This window comes from Sphingopyxis sp. (assembly GCF_051861155.1).
Lineage (GTDB): Bacteria > Pseudomonadota > Alphaproteobacteria > Sphingomonadales > Sphingomonadaceae > Sphingopyxis.
Genome location: NZ_JBHYDE010000010.1, coordinates 59,113 through 77,519, shown reverse-complemented (window position 1 = coordinate 77,519; position 18,407 = coordinate 59,113). Strand labels below are relative to the sequence as shown.

At 66.1% G+C, this 18,407-nt stretch carries 13 protein-coding genes; 2 read left to right on the top strand and 11 right to left on the bottom strand.

Translation table 11 applies throughout. From position 1 onward, the window contains the following. Window positions 1-21: 21 nt before the first annotated feature. A complete protein-coding gene (locus tag ACTIFP_RS16455) occupies window positions 22-2,184 on the bottom strand; it encodes a molybdopterin-containing oxidoreductase family protein (RefSeq protein ID WP_439569775.1) in 2,163 nt (720 codons plus the stop codon). After that, on the bottom strand, window positions 2,181-4,061 hold the full coding sequence (locus tag ACTIFP_RS16450; protein WP_439569774.1) for an AMP-binding protein: 1,881 nt from the start codon (window positions 4,059-4,061) through the stop codon (window positions 2,181-2,183). Before ACTIFP_RS16450 ends, ACTIFP_RS16455 begins: the two co-directional genes overlap by 4 nt. Before the next feature lie 285 nt (window positions 4,062-4,346). On the opposite strand from ACTIFP_RS16450, the gene ACTIFP_RS16445 reads away from it, so the two are divergent. Then, window positions 4,347-6,581, top strand: a complete 2,235-nt coding sequence (locus tag ACTIFP_RS16445; protein ID WP_439569773.1) for a TonB-dependent receptor — start codon at window positions 4,347-4,349, stop codon at window positions 6,579-6,581. A 41-nt stretch (window positions 6,582-6,622) separates the two neighbouring features. On the opposite strand, the gene ACTIFP_RS16440 is transcribed toward ACTIFP_RS16445, so the two are convergent. The 3 genes from ACTIFP_RS16440 to ACTIFP_RS16430 all read right to left on the bottom strand — a co-directional run bounded on the left by ACTIFP_RS16440 (window position 6,623) and on the right by ACTIFP_RS16430 (window position 11,160). Then, window positions 6,623-7,342: a TetR/AcrR family transcriptional regulator gene (locus ACTIFP_RS16440; protein WP_439569772.1), complete on the bottom strand. Its 720-nt coding sequence runs from the start codon at window positions 7,340-7,342 to the stop codon at window positions 6,623-6,625. A 179-nt stretch (window positions 7,343-7,521) separates the two neighbouring features. Beyond that, the gene (locus ACTIFP_RS16435; protein ID WP_439569771.1) at window positions 7,522-8,664 is read right to left on the bottom strand and encodes a CaiB/BaiF CoA transferase family protein; all 1,143 of its coding nucleotides are present in this window, start codon (window positions 8,662-8,664) and stop codon (window positions 7,522-7,524) included. 192 nt (window positions 8,665-8,856) lie between these two features. Next, complete coding sequence (locus ACTIFP_RS16430) at window positions 8,857-11,160, bottom strand: TonB-dependent receptor (protein WP_439569770.1); 2,304 nt, start codon at window positions 11,158-11,160, stop codon at window positions 8,857-8,859. 192 nt (window positions 11,161-11,352) lie between these two features. On the opposite strand from ACTIFP_RS16430, the gene ACTIFP_RS16425 reads away from it, so the two are divergent. Further along, window positions 11,353-11,883 carry a winged helix DNA-binding protein gene (locus ACTIFP_RS16425; protein ID WP_439569769.1) on the top strand — a complete coding sequence of 177 codons (531 nt, stop codon included), beginning with the start codon at window positions 11,353-11,355 and terminating at the stop codon, window positions 11,881-11,883. Here ACTIFP_RS16425 and ACTIFP_RS16420 read toward each other — a convergent pair whose 3' ends face one another. From ACTIFP_RS16420 to ACTIFP_RS16395, 6 genes are read right to left on the bottom strand one after another with little or no spacing between them, the layout of a single operon-like run. Then, window positions 11,884-13,494: an acyl-CoA carboxylase subunit beta gene (locus ACTIFP_RS16420; protein ID WP_439569768.1), complete on the bottom strand. Its 1,611-nt coding sequence runs from the start codon at window positions 13,492-13,494 to the stop codon at window positions 11,884-11,886. A 3-nt stretch (window positions 13,495-13,497) separates the two neighbouring features. Continuing rightward, window positions 13,498-13,959, bottom strand: coding sequence for an acetyl-CoA carboxylase biotin carboxyl carrier protein subunit (locus ACTIFP_RS16415; protein ID WP_439569767.1), 462 nt, complete (start codon window positions 13,957-13,959; stop codon window positions 13,498-13,500). Next, window positions 13,959-15,437 (bottom strand): acetyl-CoA carboxylase biotin carboxylase subunit, encoded by a 1,479-nt coding sequence (locus tag ACTIFP_RS16410; RefSeq protein WP_439569766.1) that lies wholly within the window; start codon window positions 15,435-15,437, stop codon window positions 13,959-13,961. Before ACTIFP_RS16410 ends, ACTIFP_RS16415 begins: the two co-directional genes overlap by 1 nt. Before the next feature lie 4 nt (window positions 15,438-15,441). Beyond that, window positions 15,442-16,218: an SDR family oxidoreductase gene (locus ACTIFP_RS16405; RefSeq protein ID WP_439569765.1), complete on the bottom strand. Its 777-nt coding sequence runs from the start codon at window positions 16,216-16,218 to the stop codon at window positions 15,442-15,444. Further along, on the bottom strand, window positions 16,215-17,075 hold the full coding sequence (locus tag ACTIFP_RS16400; RefSeq protein WP_439569764.1) for an SDR family oxidoreductase: 861 nt from the start codon (window positions 17,073-17,075) through the stop codon (window positions 16,215-16,217). The genes ACTIFP_RS16405 and ACTIFP_RS16400 overlap by 4 nt, the downstream gene beginning before the upstream one ends. Beyond that, entirely contained in the window at window positions 17,072-18,265 is a 1,194-nt protein-coding gene (locus ACTIFP_RS16395) for an acyl-CoA dehydrogenase family protein (RefSeq protein ID WP_439569763.1), read from the bottom strand. Before ACTIFP_RS16395 ends, ACTIFP_RS16400 begins: the two co-directional genes overlap by 4 nt. Between the last annotated feature and the right edge of the window lie 142 nt (window positions 18,266-18,407).

The window sequence follows — 18,407 nt, the reverse complement described above, 5'->3', positions numbered from 1 at the left end:
AAACGCCGGCGTCCCGCCTTTTTATCCGGGTTCGTCCGAGGTGCCCGTCCGGCGCACGACGTCGACCGGCACGTTCGACATCAGCGGCTGGCCCGAATAGCGGTCCCATATCTCGTCGTTCGAGATGAGACGCGTCGTGTTGCTACCGAGAACGCGATAGTCTGCGTCCTGCTCGGGCAGCGCACCAAAGCCGAAGCTCATCGACACCGTACCCGGCCGCAACGCCTCGTCGCCATGCGCGATTCCCGCGATGGCGCCACGATCGGATATGACATCGACGCTCTCGCCCTCCTCGATCCCCAGCTCCGACATGTCGCCGGGGTGGAGAAAGACCGGGTTATAAGGCCGTGCCGAAGGCGGCAGCGCGCCAACGAAGCTGCTGTTGTAAACATGCATCATGCGGCGGCACAGCAGGCTAAACCCGCGCGCCTGCTTCGCGCCAGAGGCAGCGTCCGCTTTCAGGTCGGCGATCATGTCGGGTGCCGCGAGATCGAAGCGGTGTTGCTCGCCCTCGCCTTCGCCGACGAAGACGGGATCGCCCGGGAAGATGGCGCCGCCCTCAAATTTGCGAACCTCGTCGAGCGCGACGCGCGAGCCTTCGCACAGCTGCGCCAGCACCGCGTCGGTGCTCGGCTTCGCGTCCATGTCGACCGGGCGCGCCGGCATGCCCGCCAGTCCCGGCGCCACCGAGAGGCTGAGCCCCATCGCGCGCGCGAGCTCGTAGAAGAATTCCCATTCCTCGACGAGGTCGGAGCCCGGCGGCGGATCGAGCAGTGCGGGCGAATATTGGGCATAAGGATCGGACTGGCCGTAGCCGGTGCCGTTGCGTGTCAGCCAGTCGAGTACCTGCGAGGTCCCGGGGACCTCGAGCCAGATCCGCGGCGCGATGACGAAGTCCGCGACCCGCGCGGTGGCCGACATCCAGGGATCGATCTGGACGAGGAGGTCGAGCGCGTCCATCGCGCGCAGCGTCTTTGCCTGGTCGGGCCAGGCGCCGACCGGGTTGCCGCCGCAACTGATGAGCGCGCGGACCGGCATCTTGCCCACGCCGAGAATGAGGTCGGGCAAGGCAGCGGTCGGCATGCCCGCCGCGGTATTGCCGAGCGCGCGCACGCCAAGATCGGGGCCGAACGCATAGGCCGGACCGAACGGCCGCACCTGCGCGCGGGCGGGAACCGGCGCGGCGAGCGCGCCTGGATGACGCACGTGGTCGCCCGCGCGCAGCCAATATCCGCACAGGGTGTGAAGATTGAGGAGCAGATATTCGATCAGCGTGCCGCGCCCCGACATATTGGGGCCGGTGCCTGCCATGATATAGCCGCGCCGCGTGCCGCCGAGGATCCGCGCCGCCTCGACGAGCGCATCGGGGTCGATCCCGGCGCGCGCGGCGACCGAAGTGGCGTCGAAGGCGGCCACCGCTTCGGTGAGGTCGCCCAGCCCCTGCGCGTGACGCGCGATAAACTCCGGATCGTAAAGCGCTTCCGCGATGACGATCCGGATCATCGCGGCGATGATCGCGACATCCTCGCCCGCTTTCGCCTGCAGATGGATGTGCGCACGTTTGGCGACATCACTGCGCCGCGGGTCGAGAACGATCAGGCGCGCGCCCGCGTCGAGGCGCTCGTTCAGCCATTTGCCGGGATTGCCATAAGGAAAGCCCGTGAAGCTGATCAGCGGGTTCGAGCCGATCAGGAAAATCACTTCCGGATCGTCGAACCCGACCGCGGGCGCATCCCAGTCGCCGTGCAGCGCCTGTGCGATCTTCTTGCCCGGCTTGTCGATCGTGCCGGGACTGAAGGCCATGGGGCTCCCGAGCGCGGCCATGAAGCCGCCGAAGAAGGGCATGGTCGCGGCCGATGCCGCGAAATAGGTACCGAGATAGCCGGCGATCGCTTCTCTGCCGTGGCGCGCGGCGATCGTCTCGAGGCGCGTGGCGATCTCGCCAATCGCGTCGCGCGAACCGATCGGCTCGAAACGTCCGTCGGGCTTGCGGCGAAGACTGTGACGCAGCCGGCGGGGATCGACGAGCAGCCTGCCCTGTTCGCGCCCCTTTACGCAGGTAAAACCGCGGTAGACGGGATTATCCTTGTCGCCGCCCACCTTTACCGCGACGCCGTCCTCGACTTCGACCTTCAGCGCGCAGCCGTTGAGGCAGAGCCGGCAGAAGCTGTGGTGCAGAGTCAAGTGACGGCTTCCGGCCGCGCCTCCGCCGCAGCGGGTTCGACACGCGCCGAGAAGGCGAAGCCCTGGAGCGCGGCGGACAGCCGGGCGCACAGCCCATCGTCGGCCTCCGCGATGCGCACGACGACGTCAGGCCGCGCCTTGCCGGTGACGATCTCGATTCCCGCGATCTCGCCGTCATAATGCGGGCCGAGCGCCGCACCGACCGCGCGGCGTATCGCGAGCTCGCGCAGTGCCGGCTTGAAGATCTTGCCGACGGGCGTGAGCGGCAGGCCCGGCAGCAGGACAACGGCAACGGGGCATGCGGCGCGCTCGGGGATGGCGGTCCGGCAATATTGGACCAGCTCGGCTTCGTCGACGACGGCACCCGGCGCGGCCTCGACGAACGCGAGCGGAAGCTCACCCTTCTCGCGATCGGGGAGCCCGACCGCGGCGGCGAGGAGAATGTCGGGACGCCGCACCAGTGCCTCCTCGATCAGCGCGGGGTCGATGTTATGCCCGCCCCGGATGATCACATCCTTCGCGCGGCCGTCGATCCAGACGAACTGGTCTGCGCCGACGCGGCCAAGGTCGCCCGAGGATCCCCACGAGCGGCCATCCGGGCCGCCCTCGACGAAGAATTGCCGGTCGGCGGCAGCGTCGACATAACCGAGCGCGAGACAAGGACCCGAGCCGATGATGACCCCCTGCTCGCCCGGCGCCATTTCACGCACGAAGCGATTATGCTCGTCGACTTCGACCGCCTTGATGCCGTGCCAGGGCGTGCGCACACCAACCGATCCGATGAGCGGGGGCATGGCGTTCGGCATGCAACCGAGGAAGCCGTGAAACTCGGTCGCGCCCCAGACTTCGCGCAGCTCGATCCCGAAGCGTTCGGGAAAGGCGCGCCCAAGTTCGAGCGGGATGGTGCTGCCGCCCGAACTGAACGTCCGGATCGGATGGCCTTCATGGTCGGCGCCCGGGCTCGCATGAAGCGCGGCCGCCGTGGTCGGCGTCGCGATGAGCGACGTGATCCCGTGTGTCTTGACGATCGGCCAGAAGTTGCCGACGACCCCGCGGTCGCGAAAGCCCGCGGGACTGAGCAGGACCACCGTCTGACCGAGTACCGCGGCGCGCAGCGCAAGCATGAGCATGCCGCCGACGTGGAACAGCGGCATGCCAAGCCCGATGACCTCATCTTCCTCGGCCCCCATCACCGCGCCCGCGATCCAGCCGCTCAAGGCCATTCCGCCTTGGGTGAGGCGCGCGAGCTTGGGAACGGCGGTGGTGCCGCCGGTGGGCAGATACATGGCCTCCGAGTCCCATTTCCCTTCGGGCTCGAAATCGAGCGCGTCGCCGTTTCGACTCTCGATTGCGCCGGAAAAGTCGGACGCGGGATCGTCGCCGCCGACAAGGAAGACATGATCGAGCCCCGGCACCGCCGCGACGATGTCGGCGAGATGGTCGGCGGCGCTCGGACCGTGCGCGGTCGTGGTCACGAGCGCGGTGGCGCCAACGGCCTTCAGGATCGAGATGACGAGCGCGGGCTCGAGGTGCGGGTTGATCGGGTTGACGACGCCAGCCGCGGTCGCGCCCCAGGCGGCGACGAGCGCCTCGGGGACGATGGGAAGCATGAGGGCGACGACGCTTCGCCGATCGCCGGCAAGATGGTGGAACAGATTGGCCGCCGCGGTCGAGCGGCGAAGATAGTCGCCATAGGTCAAAGCCGCATCGACGTCGCCCGAGCCACCGGGCGCAAGCGCGACGATCGCGGTCCTGGCAGGGTCGATCCGGGCCGCCGCGGCGAGGCAATCATAAACGGTCTCGCCGGCGAGGACCGAGCGCGCAGGCAACGACTCGATGGCTTCGACATCGGCGATTCCCTCGATCCGGCCGCGCATGAAGGGCGAGCCTGGTCCGGCTCCGGCAACCCAGCCCCGGCTTTCCCGTCCCGTCGAACCCATTTCACTCTCCCGAATCATGTCGTGCAGACCATCATCTTGCCGCCGCTCACTCGTTAATGAGTTTAATTTCAACAGCAAATCGGCGGGTAAATTTGCATAGAATCCCCTAGAAAGCAAGCCATTCAGCAAAGAGATAAACTACTTGACTTTTTTTCCGCTCGGCAACAATCTCCTTAATGAATTCAATTCACCGCCGCAGAGCGGTTAGCTAGGGGAGAGAAAATGCGGCACGGCTTCAAGGCATGGTTGGTTTGTAGCACCGCGGCAGCGGCTGCTTTGTGGACGCCGGCGGCGCTCGCTCAGGAGAGCGGCACCGACAGCGGCGAGACCCAGGCCGAAACGGCGACGACGACGGCACGCGGCGCCGCGGCCGCTCTCGAGTCCGAAGACATCGTCGTGACCGCGCTCAAACGCTCGGACAATCTCCAGACCGTCCCCGTCGCGATCTCGGCCTATGGCGAAGAGCAGCTGCAGGCGATCAACTTCCGCGACATCGGCAGCCTCGGATTCACCATGCCGAACGTCGCGCTCGACGACAATGGCACGTCGAAGGGCTATGCAAACTTCTCGATCCGCGGCATCGGCGTGAACAGCTCGATCCCCTCGATCGATCCGACCGTCGGCCTGTTCGTCGACGGCGTCTACCAGGGCATCAACGCCGGCCAGGTCTTCGACAATTTCGATCTCGAGGCGGTCGAGGTGCTGCGCGGCCCGCAGGGCGTGCTGTTCGGCCGCAACGTGACCGGCGGCGCGATCCTCGTGCGCAGCCGCAAACCCACCGACGAATTCGACATGCGCGGCCGCATCGCGGTCGAGACGGGCCTGCGCGTCGTCGCCGATGCCTCGGTTTCGGGTCCGATCATCGAAGGCAAACTGCAGGCGAAGATCGCTGCCTATTACAGCTATGACAATGGCTGGTTCACCAACCTCTTCGACAATAGCGAGTTCGGTAAGGACCGGCAGTTCATCGTCCGCCCGATGCTTCGCTTCACGCCCTCGGACAATGTCGAAGTCCTGCTTCGCTACGAGCATGGCGAGGCGAACGGCGATGGGCCGGCAACGCAGAACCATGCGCTCTATTCGCGCGATTCGCACGACTTCCTCGTCAACGACCGCGGCTTCTTCCACAACAAATGGGACTCGCTCACCGGCGAGATCAATGTCGATGTCGGCTTCGGCGACGAAGGCACAATCACCAACATCGCCGGCTGGCGCCGCTTCAAGGGCGACACGCTGTCGGACCTCGACGGCGTAAACACGGTGCAGTTCAACATCGGCACCTTCACCGACCAGGAGCAGTTCAGCAACGAACTGCGCTACGCGGGCACCTTCGGGCGCCTGAAGCCGACGGTCGGCGTCTATTATTTCACGCAGGACCTCACCTATCTCGAGGACCGCACGCTCGCCGGCGGCGCGGTCCGCCGCGCAGGCGGCGGCATCGGCACCTTCCAGACCTTCGGCGCCTTCGGCGCGGTCGACTGGGAGTTTATCGACACGCTGACCCTCAACCTCGGGCTGCGCTATACCTGGGAGAAGAAGGAGGTCGAGATCGCGACCGTGCGCGCGGGCGGCGCCAATTACCCGGCCCGCACGATCGTCGCCGACTTCCTCAGCGAGAAGAGCTGGAACGATCTGTCGCCGAAGATCGGCCTCCAATGGCAGCCGAGCAACCGGACGCAGGTCTATGGCTATTTCGCCAAGGGCTTCCGCAGCGGCGGCTACAACTTCCGCAACACGCTGCTCGGAGCGCCTCCGGGACCCTTCGACTCGGAATCGCAGGATGCCTATGAGTTCGGCGTGAAGCAGCGCATTCCGGGCGGCCGCGTCAGCCTCGCGGCTTTCCAGAACACGATCAAAAATATCCAGCGCGAAGTGCAGGTCCCCGTCGTCGGCGTCGGCATCGCGCAGTTGATCCAGAATGTCGGCACCGCGCGCGTGCGCGGGTTCGAGGGCGAGGTGCAATTTTCGCCCGTAGACAATTTCGTGCTCTCGGGACAGGTCGGCTATACCGACGGCAAATACATGTCGCTCCTCGTCGATCTCAACGGCGACGGGGTGATCAACGCGACCGACTTCTCGCTGAAGCTGCCGCGCCAGTCGCCCTGGACCTATGGCGCGAGCGCCACGCTCGACATTCCGATGAGCTCGGGCGTCGTCTCGGCGCGGGTGTCGTTCAATCACCGCGACCCGGCGTTCCACACCGACAACAATCTCGGCTTCTACAAGGCGGTCGACCTGCTCGACGCCAATCTGAGCTACACGCTGGACGACGGGTCGGTGACCTTCAGCGTCTATGGCAAGAACCTCACCAACGAAACGACCTATGGCAATGACGCGGTCCTGCCCGACACCGCGGCCTTCGGCGGCGACGGACCGGCGGGTCCGCGTCCCTTGCCGACCTTCTCGCCGCTCGGGCGCGGACGCGTGATCGGCGGCGAAATCAGGTTCAACTTCTGACGGACCGCCGCCGGCGCCGGCAGTTGGGGAACTGCCGGCGCCTAGCGCGCTTCGATGCGCGCGATCGCCGCTTCCATCCGTTCCATGCGCGCCGCCATATCATCGGCGCCGGTGCCGCCAGCCAACATCGGCTGCATGCCGCGGAACACCACGGAGGTGATGCCGTCGGTGGTCTCGTCGACCGAGAAATCGCCCTCCTCGCGCAAAAAGGCCCAGGTCTGATGCTCGATCGCGCCGAAGATCATGTCGCGCAGCAGCGGCAATGACAGCGCACTGTCGATCTCGCCCTTCGCATGGGCTTCCTTGAGGACCTGCATCACCCCCGACACGAAGGCGCGGTTCAGCCGGTAAAGCCGAAGATTCTTGTAATCGGGGTCGGGCCTTAGTTCCATCAGCACGAAGCGCGTCAGCGCGGGCTCGTGGCGGATGATCGAGAGCGCGCGGCGGATCGTGCGGCGGAGCCGCTCCTGCGTCCCGGCGACATGGGCAACGTCCTCCTGCTGCCCGAGCAGTTCCTCGAACCAGCTTTCAGCGACCTTGATGAAGAGATCGCGCTTGTTCTCGAAATAGCGGTAGATGGTCCCCTCAACGACCCCGGCGCGCTCGGCGATATCGCTGATCACGCAATTCTCGTAGCCGCGTTCCGCGAGAAGCGCGCGCGCAGCGGCGATGATTTCGGCGATGCGCCGCTCGGGCGGGAGGCGGTTGGCGGGACCGCGGCGCGGCGCGCGCGGCGCCCTGGCAGGCTGTAAACTCGTCATCCCCTACCTATGACGCGCGCCCCGGACCCTGTCGACCGCTTTGTAATGAACTGGCCTCATTAGACCGCCAGCCGCTTTTCCGGTAAAATGGGCGATAGTCCGGCACGCCGAGGCACTCGACGGTGACGCTGGTTCAGTGACCGTCCGGTCGAGGCCGGACACGCCCGCCATCGTGCCGCTCAGCCGAAGGCGCCGCCGGCGCGGCAGGCGTCGCGTTCGCTTTCGGCGACGCCCCAGTCGTGCAGGATCGCGTCCGTGTCGGTCCCGGGCGCGACCGGCGGGCGCGGGGGCCCCGCGGGCGTTCCCAGGAAACGTGGCGCGGGCGCGGGCTGCGCGACACCGTCCACATCGACGATCGCGCCGCGCGCGCGGTTATGCGGATGCTCGCGCGCTTCGGCGAGCGTCAGAACGGGCGCGAAGCAGGCATCGCTTCCCTCGAGCAGGTCGCACCATTCGGCCTGGGTTCTTGTACGGAAGGCGTCGGCGAGGCGGAGCCGAAGCTCGGGCCAGGCCTTGCGGTCGTTCTGCGAAGGGAGGTCCGCTCCGGCCAATCCCATCTTATCGACAAGGATAGCGAAGAATTTCGGTTCGACCGGGCCGATCGCGACACGGCGGCCGTCGGCGGTTTCATAGGTGTCGTAAAAGGGGGCGCCGCCGTCGATGAGGTTGGTGCCGCGCCCGCCGCCCCAGGCCCCCATCTGGGAGAAGGCATATTGCATCGTCAGCAGATGGTTGACGCCGTCGACGATCGCGCCGTCGACGACCTGCCCTTTCCCGCTCGCCCGTGCGTGGGTGAGCGCTGCGAGCAGCCCCATAACGAGATAGAGCGACCCGCCACCGAAATCCCCAACGAGGTTTAGCGGGATCGTGGGCGGCGCGCCCTCGCGCCCGATCGCATCGAGCGCGCCGGTGATCGCGATATAGTTGATATCGTGCCCGGCGCTCGGCGCGAGCGGACCCTCCTGCCCCCAGCCGGTCATCCGGCCATAGACGAGCGCCGGATTTTCGGTTTCGAAGCTTTCGGGGCCGAGCCCGAGCCGTTCCATAACCCCGGGGCGGAAGCCCTCGATGAGCATGTCGGCGCGGCCGATGAGCGCGCGGGCCACACCAAGGCCCGACGGATTCTGAAGATCGATCGCAATCGATCGTTTCGAACGGCCGAGGAGATCGTAGCGGGTCGGGAAATCGACCCCGAGCCCCGATTTGCCCGTGCGATCGATCCGGATCACCTCGGCGCCGAGATCGGCCAGAAGCATCCCGCAGAAGGGCGCGGGACCGATGCCCGCCATCTCGACAACACGGCATCCTGCCAGCGGCCCCATCGCATCATCCTCACATGTTAACTGATTTACTAAATCATTTCTGTGAGGAATTTGCCTCTCGATGCAAGCCCTAAAATCCGAGGACCGGCGCCCGGTCGCATTTCCCGCCGCCGAACAGGCGGCGGCGGGTGCGATGAGACACGCGTGACCAAACGGCTCAGCCTGATCGAGCGGCAGGAGAGAGGACCGACCCTAGAAAGAATAGCCGACCTTGGCACCGAATATCCTCGGCTGACCGGGATAGTCGCTTGCGGTCGAACCGAGCGCAAACACCGTACGCCGATAATCGGTGTTGAGGACATTGGTCACGAACCCGGTGACCTTGAACGCACCGAAATCGACACTCGCGCGAAGGTCGAGCAGGCCGTAGCCATCTTCGCCGGCGAGGCTCGACGCGCCGCCATATATCGGATTGGCCTCCCCGGGTTCGTGGAAGAAGTCGCTGAGCATTGCATAGTCGGCGCGCAGCATCAGCTGCGAGTCCGCGCCCAATGGCAGGCGCCATTCCGCCCCGACGTTGAGCGTATGCTTCGGGGCGCGAACGAGGCGGGTGCCCGAATAGATCTGCGCCGGTGTCGGCGTCGTCCCCGGCGCATTCGTGGTGTAGGTGTCATATTTGGCATCGAGATAGCCATAGGCGACGCTGACGTCGAAATTGTCGCTCGGTCGCAGGACCAGTTCCGCATCGATGCCCTTGACCTTCGAGGTCGCGGCATTGTCGATCAGCGATGCGGCCGCGCCGCCGCCGAGGTCGACGATGCGTGACACCTGCAGATCGGTGTAGTCGTAATGGAACGCGGCGAGATTGAAGCGCACGCGCCGGTCCATGAACTCCGACTTGAAGCCGATTTCGTAGGTCGTAATCTCCTCGGGCGCGAACAGGACATTGGCTTGCGCTGCCGCAAAGGGCACATATTGGAAGCCACCCGATTTGAAGCCCGTCGAGTAGCTTGCATAGACATTGACGTCGGACGAGACCTTGTAGGTCAGGACCAGACGCGGGTCGAACGAGGTATAGACGGCGCTGTTGGAGACCGAGAAAGGCGCCGCGATCAGCGGGGCCGCGTCGGTCGTCGTGCCCGACTGGACTGCGCGCTTCTCGTCGCGTGTGTATCGCGCGCCGACGGTGACATCGAACTTCTCGCCGAGATGCACCGTGGCCTGGCCGAAGGCCGCGTAACTGTCCGACTTGAAGTCGGCGATCGTAACGTCGGTGGCCGGCGTCCCGGCCGCCGCGCGGACCGCGCTGTCGATGCCGAGCTGGAAGGTGTCGATGCGCAGCGACTTGTCGTGATAGTAGAAGCCCCCGATCACCCAATCGACCGCGCCGCCGAACGACAGCGCACCGTCGGGGTTCGAGGCCAGGCGGAACTCCTGCGTGAACTGCTTCGAACGCTCGCGGCCGAGCTGGTCGAGCACGCTTCGCGACGAGCCTTCGAGGTCGCGCGCTTCGTCGGTGGCGAGCTTTCGATAGCCGGTGATCGAGGTCAGCGAGGCGAAGCCGAGATCGAACTCGCCGCGCGCAATATAGGTCTGAGCTTCGCGGTCGAGCCTCGGGTCGACGGAGACATAGCCGCTGTTGCCTCCCGGATTGACGATGGGCGTCCGCCCGGGGGCACCGAGGAAGATCGCAGCGGGGTTGGCCGGGGTCCGCACGCCGGTGACCGGATTGACGATCGGGCCGCTGCCGCGGTTGAAACCGGCAAAGGCCGCCTCGTCCCCATCGGTCGTATATTCTGCGGTCAGTTCGATGCGCACCGCATTGCTGGGTTCGAAGGCCAGCTTGGCACGGCCGCCCGTATTGTCGATGCCCTGGAAGGTCGTGCCGGTCGTCAGATTGGTGAGATAGCCTTCGCGATAGTCGCGCCACCCGGCGACGCGAAACTGGACCGTGCCGCTGCTCGTCAGCGGCCCGCCGACGGCACCGAAGACATTATAGCCCTTGTAGTTGCTGACCCCTGCTTCGACCTGCCCCTCGAAACTGGACGTCGGCGACTTGGTGATGACATTGATCGCACCGCCAATCGTGTTGCGTCCGTACAGCGTGCCCTGGGGACCGCGCAGCACCTCGATCCGCTCTACGTCGCGCAGCGACGCAAAGGAACCGCTTGCGCGACCGAGATAGACGTCGTCGACGAACACCCCGACCGAGCTTTCGGAGCCCGGATCGAACGAGCGCGTGCCGATGCCGCGAATATAGAGCTGCGGACGCGTTGCGCCGAAGCTGCCGAAGTAGAAGCTCGGGACGCGCGGCGCGACGGTCGAAATGTCGGTGATGCCCTGGCGCTCGAGCTGCTCGGAACCGAAGGCGCTGATCGCGACCGGGATATCCTGCAGCCGTTCCTCGCGGCGCTGGGCGGTGACGAGAATTTCGTCGAACCCGACACTTTCCTGTGCCGTCTCCTCGCCTTCGCTCGCTTGCGCCATTGCCGGGACCGCCCCCAACAGCGCCATCACCAATATAGACGCACCCGCGCCCCGCATCGCTCTTTGCATCGTCTCTCCCTTCACGCCGGCGTCGTTGGCCGACCTCGCCGCGCCGCCCCTCGCAGGTCGACTTCGACGCCCTGATAACTGCACCCGCGAAATAATGCAAGAATTGAACAATCAAATAATTGCACTGTTGAGTTTTTGGTATCTATGGCACAGTCACGCCGGGAGAGGACGGGTATGGGCAAGGCTGACACGGTGACAAAGGTTTCGGCCGAAGGCGCGGCTGGCGACGAAAAGTGGCGCACAAGCCTCGGAGATCTCCTCTCTTTCTACTATCCCATGCACTACCGGATCGGTATCGACGTCGAGACGGTGATGGGTCAGGGCCGGATATCGCGAAAGCAGGGCACGATCCTCTGGCTCATCCATTCGCGCGCCGACAAGGACGGATGGCTGCGCCGCAAGATCATCGAAAAGCGCCTTTCGGCCTGGTTCGAAATCAGCAACTCGAGTGTCTCGAACCTTCTTCGCGAGCTCACGCGCCCACCGCTCGAACTCGTCAAGCAGATCGAGAACCCGACGTCGGGCCGCGAAAAGCTCGTGAGCCTGACCCCCGAGGGCCGCGCCTTTCTCGACGAGTCCATCCGCCGTTCGATCGACTATCTCGGGACGCATCTCGAGCATATCGACCAGACACAGCTCGACCGTGGCATCCAGTTCTTCAAGGTCGCATTTCAGCCGCTGAGCAGCGACGCGCCGCCGCCCGACACCGAAGCGTCCGACTGATTACATCCGGAACACGCCAAAGTGCGCCGGATCGTCGATCGGAGCGTTGAGCGCCGCCGATATCGCGATCCCGAGTGCATTGCGCGTCGCTACCGGGTCGAGAATCCCGTCGTCCCACAATTCGGAGGTCGCGTGCCAGGCGCTTGCCTTGTCGGCATATTCGGCGAGGATGGGCTCGCGGATGGCCGCCGCCTCGGCCTCGCCGAGCGTGCGATCCTCGCGCGCGAGCTGGCGCATCTTGACCTCGGTCAGCACATTCGCGGCCTGTTCGGCGCCCATGACGCCGACCTGCGCATGCGGCCAGGAGAAGAGGAAGCGGCTGTCGAACGCCCTGCCCGCCATCCCGTAGGTTCCCGCGCCATAGCTTGCGTTGGCGTTGACCGTGAACTTGGGCACGCTCGCCCCCGAGACCGCCATGATCATCTTGGCGCCATCCTTGGTGATGCCGCCGCGCTCATAGTCGCGCCCGACCATGAAGCCGGTGATATTCTGGAGGAATAGCAGCGGCGTGCGATCCTTGTCGCAAAGCTGGATGAAGTGCGTTCCCTTGAGCGCGCTCTCCGAGAAGAGCACGCCATTGTTGGCGAGAATGCCGACCTTGTAACCCCAGATACGCGCAAAGCCGCAGACGAGCGTCGTGCCGAAGGCGGGCTGATATTCATGAAAGCGGCTGCCGTCGGCGATCCGCGCGATCACCTCGCGCATGTCGAACTGGGTCCGCGGGTCGCGCGGGAGGATGCCGTAGAGCTCCTCGGGATCATAGGCCGGGGGCTCGGCGGCCGCTTCGTCGATCCGGGTCTTCGGGCGCGGCGCGAGCGAGGCGAGGACCTCGCGCGCCAGCGCAATGGCATGGGCTTCGGATGCCGCGGGATAATCGGCGACCCCCGAGACGCTGGTGTGCATGTCGGCGCCGCCGAGTTCGTCGACGCTCACCACTTCGCCGGTCGCGGCCTTGACGAGCGGCGGCCCGCCCAGAAACACCGCGCCGGTGCCGCGCACGATCACCGAATAATCGCTGAGCGCGGGAATATAGGCGCCGCCCGCGGTGCAATGCCCCATCACGATCGCGACCTGCGGGACGGCGAGCTTCGAGAGGATCGACTGGTTCCGGAAAATGCGCCCGGCATGATAGCGATCGGGAAAGAAATCGGCCTGGAGCGGCAGAAATCCGCCCGCACTGTCGCACAGATGGACAACGGGGAGCCGGTTCTCGATCGCGATATCGAGCGCGCGGACGATCTTCTTCACCGAATGCGGATACCAGGCACCGCCCTTCACAGCAGGGTCGTCGGCGCGGATCATCACCTCGCGGCCGCCGACGATGCCGATCCCGGTGAGCTGACCCGCCCCCGGCACCTCGCCGCCATAAGCGCGGCCCGCGGCCAGGGTGGAAAGCTCGAGGAAGGGCGTGCCCGGGTCGAGCAGAGCATCAAGCCGCTCGCGCAGCCCCATCTTGCCCTGCCGTGCCAGCCGCTCGCGATCGCGTTCCGGCCGGTCATCGCGCGCGCTGCGCTGCCGTTCGGCGAGCTCGGCCGCAATGGCGCGGTGATGCGCGGCATTGGCCGCAAAGTCGGCCGAGGCCGTCGAAATCCTGCTGATGATGCGCCGCATATGTCAGTCCTTCGGCGTGATGGTGGCGAGCGGCGCGCCGCGATCGAAGCCCTGCCCGGCCGCGACATGCAGCGCGAGAATACCGTCCGCCGGCGCGCGCAGCGTCGTCTCGAGTTTCATGCTCTCGATCACGAGCAGAGGTTCGCCCTCGGTAACGTCCTGGCCCTCCGTAGCGATCAGGCGCACGACGACGCCAGGCATCGGCGCTGCCACGATATTGTTGATGCCGCCTGCCGCGGCCGCCTCGTGGAAGGCTACGGGATCGACCCAGACAAGCTCATGGATATGGCCGCCAAGATGGACCCATAGCCGGTCGCCGTCGCGCGCATAGGCGATTGGCCAGCGCCGGCCGCCGATGTCGAGCCAGTCCGCCCCGAGCGATGCGAGCCGGCCGTCGGAGAGCCTTGGACCTTTCGAGAGCGCGAGCGGGGCGATTGTCTCGCCGATGCGCAAATAGCCCTGCATCAGTTGCGCCACCTTCCCATTGCCGCGTGCCTGTCGGGGACCGCGTCGAGCGCGGCGCCGACGTCGGGAATGACGAGCGCCGCAAGCGCGGCCAACGCATCGATCGTCTCGGCGCTCGGCGGCGGCTCGGCAGCCAGCCCGGCTTTCTCCGCGATGAGCCCGGTATGCATCCGCCCAGCCGCGACATCGGGATCGGCGAGCAGGCGGCGGAGATAATTGATGTTGGTGGTCACCCCGAGGAGGGTGAGACGCGCGAGCGCGCTATCCATTGCGGCGAGCGCAGCCGCGCGATCCGCACCATGGACGATGAGTTTTGCGATCATCGGGTCGAAAGCGGCATGCACGCGTTCACCTTCGATCAGGCCGGCATCGAAGCGGGCGCCGGCGGGCGGGACGAGGCGAAGCACAGGTCCCGTGGTCGGCGTGAAACCGGCCGCCGGGTCCTCGGCATAGATGCGCGCCTCGATGGCATGACCTGCGCGCATGAGACCGTCTTGCGCGACGGGCAGCGGGGCACCGGCGGCGATCGCAAGCTGCTGTTCGACGAGATCGACGCCGGTGATCATCTCGGTGACCGGATGCTCGACCTGGAGCCGCGTGTTCATCTCGAGGAAGTAGAATTCGCCGCCGCCCCCGTAGATGAACTCGACCGTTCCCGCGCCGCGATAGTCGCAGGCGCGGGCGATGCCGGCCGCTGCCTCGCAGATGCGCTGGCGCTCGGTTTCGTCCAGCGCCGGCGACGGGGCCTCCTCGACGATCTTCTGGAAACGGCGCTGCAGCGAGCATTCGCGCTCGAAAAGATGCAGCGCGCCGCCTTTTCCGTCGCCGAGGACCTGCACTTCGATATGACGGGGATTTTCGACGTAGCGCTCGATGAACAGGCGCCCGTCGCCGAAATAGCGCTCGCCCTCCGACCGGGCGGTCGCGATCTCCTCTTCGAGCGTATCGAGATCGCGCACGATGCGCATGCCCTTGCCGCCTCCGCCCGCCGAGGGCTTGATCAGCAGCGGCGCGCCGACCGCGCGCGCATGCGCCGCAAAATTGTCTGGCTCGTCTTCCTCGATCACCGACGGCGCGACGGGAAAGCCACGCTCCGCAACGAAGCGGCGCGCCGAAATCTTGTCGCCCATGAGATCGATCGTCTCGGGCGCAGGGCCGATCCAGACGATACCTGCGGCCACGACCGCGCGCGCAAAGGCGGCGTTTTCGGACAGAAAGCCATAACCCGGATGGATTGCCCCGGCACCCATTGCCTTGGCCGCCGCGATAATCGCCGCGCCGTCGAGGAAGGCCGCGACCGGCGTATCGCCCTCGAGCAGGATCGTCTCGTCGGCGAGCGCCATGGCCGGGGTCCGGCCGTCGACCGGGTGCGCGACGAGCAGCGCGCGCAGCCCTTTTGCCTTCACGGTGCGCAGGATGCGCGCCGCGATCTCGCCGCGATTGGCCACGAGCACGCTGTCGAAGGGATAGTCGGTCATGGTGTCACCGTGAGGCGGAGGGGACGGGCAGATCGCCGAGGCGCATGCCGCCGTCGCAGTCGAGGATCGTGCCGGTCACATAGCTCGCGGCATCGCTGCACAGAAAAGCGACGGCGTCGCCGACGTCGCTTCCGCGCCCGAAGTAGGGAAGCGCGAGCGCCGCCTGCACGCGATCGGCGAGATCGCCGTCGCCCGTCAGCCGCGCCAGCCCTTCGGTACCGGCAATCGGCCCCGGCGAGACACCGTTCACCCGAATGCCGTGGGCGCCCCATTCGAGCGCGAGGCATTTGGTGAGCATGTCGACGCCCGCCTTGGCGGCACAGGCATGCACCTGGTTGCGCATCGCGCGCTGCGCCTGCGGCGCCGAGATCGCAACGAGCGACGCCCCCGGCGTCGCGAGATGCGCGAAAGCGGCCTTGAAGACGTTGAAGGTGCCGATGAGGTCGATTTCGACGACGGTGCGAAAGCCGTTGGCGGACATCTCCTCTGCGGATGCGAAGAAATTCCCCGCGGCGCCCGAGACGACGATATCGATCCCGCCGAGATGGCGCGCCGCCTGCCCCGCCACATCCTCCATCGCGGCCGCGTCGCGCACGTCGCCCGCGATCCCGATTGCGTCGAGACCATCGGCGCAAAGCCCCTCCGCGGCCGCCGCGATACGCTCGGGCGTCCGGCTCGCGACGACGAGGCGCGCACCATGCTCGCCGAGCCGTTTCGCGATCGCGAGATTGATCCCGCTCGATGCGCCCACGACGAGCGCCCTTTTACCCGACAAATTCACTGTTCCGTTGTTCCTCGATCATAGGGGCTGGGCCGATGGGTCCAAAGTTCGCCCGAAAGCGCGCCGCCGCCGTCGATGACCAGCGTGGTGCCGGTGACGAACGATGCGGCCGGGCTCGAAAGAAAAGCCACCGCCTGCGCGACCTCCCAAGGATCACCCGACCGGCGCTGGGGATTGGCGTTTGCAAAACCGGCGCGCGCCTCCTCCGGATAGATGTCGAGACCTGGCGTCTCGATGAGACCGGGGGCGATGCAATTGACGCGGATGGCGTTCGGAGCCCATTCGACCGCCGCGGTCTTGCTCGCGTTGATCAGCCCCGCGCGCGCGGCGCTGCTGTGGATGATGCCGGGCATGCCGCGTTCGTTCGATGCGACGATGTTGACGATCGAACCCGGCAGCCTCGCGCCGATCCAGCGCGTCGCGGCGGCCTGCATCATGAGCCAACTGCCGGTCAGGTTGGTCTCGACGACCGCGCGCCAGCCCTTGGGCACGATGTCCGCGGCCGCCTGAGGATATTGGCCGCCGGCATTGTTGACCAGGGCATCGAGCGTTCCGAAGTGCCCGATGACCGCTTCGAACAAGCGCTCGACCGCCTCCTCGTCGCGGATGTCGGTCGGCAACCAGAGCGTGTCGATCCCGTGCACAGTCATGTCGGCGGCCACCTTCTCGAGCCGCTCGGCCGAGCGCCCACAGATCGCAACGCGGGCGCCAAGCCGGCCGAAGAGCCAGGCGATCGCCATGCCGATGCCGCTCCCCCCGCCCGAGACAAGCACCGTGCGGCCGGCGAAGAGATCGGGGGCAAGCGCATGCGGCTCGCGCGCGAGCCGGTCCGGCGCGATGCGCGCGGCGCCGCTCATTTGAGAAGATCGGCCGCGATGATGAGCTTGCGCACTTCGGTCGTTCCGGCGCCGATCTCCATCAGCTTGATCGAACGGAAGAGCCGGTTGATCTCGCTTTCCCAGATATAGCCGGTGCCGCCATGGATCTGCACCGCCTCATTGAGAACGCGATTGGCGGTTTCGGCGGCATACATCACCGACGCCGCGGTGAGCGCATGGATGCGTCCGCGCCCGCCCTCGCCGTGCGCGATCGCCGTACATTCGGCGAGCACCTGGTAGGTGAAGCTGCGCATCGTCTCGATCCAGACGAACATGTCGGCGAGCTTGGCCTGGATCATCTGGAAGCCCGCGATCGGCTGGCCGAACTGTTCGCGCGTCTTGGCATGCTCGATCGTGAGTTCCAGCGCACGCTCGCAGATACCGAGCATGATCGGCGAGATGATCGCGCGCTCGAGATCGAGCCCGCTCATCACCACTGCGACGCCCTGATTCTCCCCGCGCAGCCGGTTGGCGGCGGGAACCCGGCACTCTTCGAAAACAAGCTCGGCAGTCTGGCTGCCGCGAAAGCCCATCTTCCTGAGCTTTTGCGCGACCTTGAACCCCGGGGTGTCAGTTTCGACGACGAAGGCGGAGATGCCCTTGGGCCCGGCCGCCATGTCGGTCTTGGCATAGACGAGGACGGCGTCGGCCACAGGCCCGTTGGTGATGTAGATCTTGCCGCCGTTCAGGACATAATCGTCGCCCTCGCGCCGCGCGGTCGTGCGCATCGAGCCGAGCGCGTCCGACCCGGCACCGGGCTCGGTGAGGCCGAGCGCCCCGATCCATTCGCCGCTGAGCAGTTTCGGCAGGAAGCGCGCACGCTGCTCGTCGCTGGCATTGGCATAGACGTTGCCGAGGCAGAGATTTTCGTGAACGACCCAGGCAAGCGCGAAGGCGTGGTTCGAGCGGGCAAACGCCTGCGCGACGAGGCCGGTCGTAAAAATGTCGGCGCCCGTACCGCCGAGCTCGGCGGGCACGCTGATCCCGAAATAGCCGAGCTTGCCAAGCGAGCGAAAGACCGCGTCGGGCCACCATTCGTCATCGTCCATCCGCGCTGCGAGCGGCCGGAGCTCGGAGCGGGCAAACCGGTCGGCTTCGTCGAAGATCTGCTGATGCTCGGGCGAGAGCGCCGTGCTCCACGGCGCCATATCGACTGCATGGCTGGCCAAAATCTTCTCCCCAATCCGTCTTTTGCTGTTGGAGAGTCTCCTATGCAAGATTGTTCAATATCGCAAGTGTTCAATATTTGCATAATCTACCGAGCCGCGCATAATGGGGAGAATCGACAGGCTTTGGGAGAGCGAGATGAGG

What these genes read in the sequence shown, in the direction of transcription:
- ACTIFP_RS16450 (WP_439569774.1), bottom strand. Translation starts at nt 4,061, where the DNA reads ATGCGCGGCCGGATCGAGGGAATCGCCGATGTCGAAGCCATCGAGTCG.
- ACTIFP_RS16445 (WP_439569773.1), top strand. Translation starts at nt 4,347, where the DNA reads ATGCGGCACGGCTTCAAGGCATGGTTGGTTTGTAGCACCGCGGCAGCG.
- ACTIFP_RS16440 (WP_439569772.1), bottom strand. Translation starts at nt 7,342, where the DNA reads ATGACGAGTTTACAGCCTGCCAGGGCGCCGCGCGCGCCGCGCCGCGGT.
- ACTIFP_RS16435 (WP_439569771.1), bottom strand. Translation starts at nt 8,664, where the DNA reads ATGGGGCCGCTGGCAGGATGCCGTGTTGTCGAGATGGCGGGCATCGGT.
- ACTIFP_RS16430 (WP_439569770.1), bottom strand. Translation starts at nt 11,160, where the DNA reads ATGCAAAGAGCGATGCGGGGCGCGGGTGCGTCTATATTGGTGATGGCG.
- ACTIFP_RS16420 (WP_439569768.1), bottom strand. Translation starts at nt 13,494, where the DNA reads ATGCGGCGCATCATCAGCAGGATTTCGACGGCCTCGGCCGACTTTGCG.
- ACTIFP_RS16415 (WP_439569767.1), bottom strand. Translation starts at nt 13,959, where the DNA reads ATGCAGGGCTATTTGCGCATCGGCGAGACAATCGCCCCGCTCGCGCTC.
- ACTIFP_RS16410 (WP_439569766.1), bottom strand. Translation starts at nt 15,437, where the DNA reads ATGACCGACTATCCCTTCGACAGCGTGCTCGTGGCCAATCGCGGCGAG.
- ACTIFP_RS16400 (WP_439569764.1), bottom strand. Translation starts at nt 17,075, where the DNA reads ATGAGCGGCGCCGCGCGCATCGCGCCGGACCGGCTCGCGCGCGAGCCG.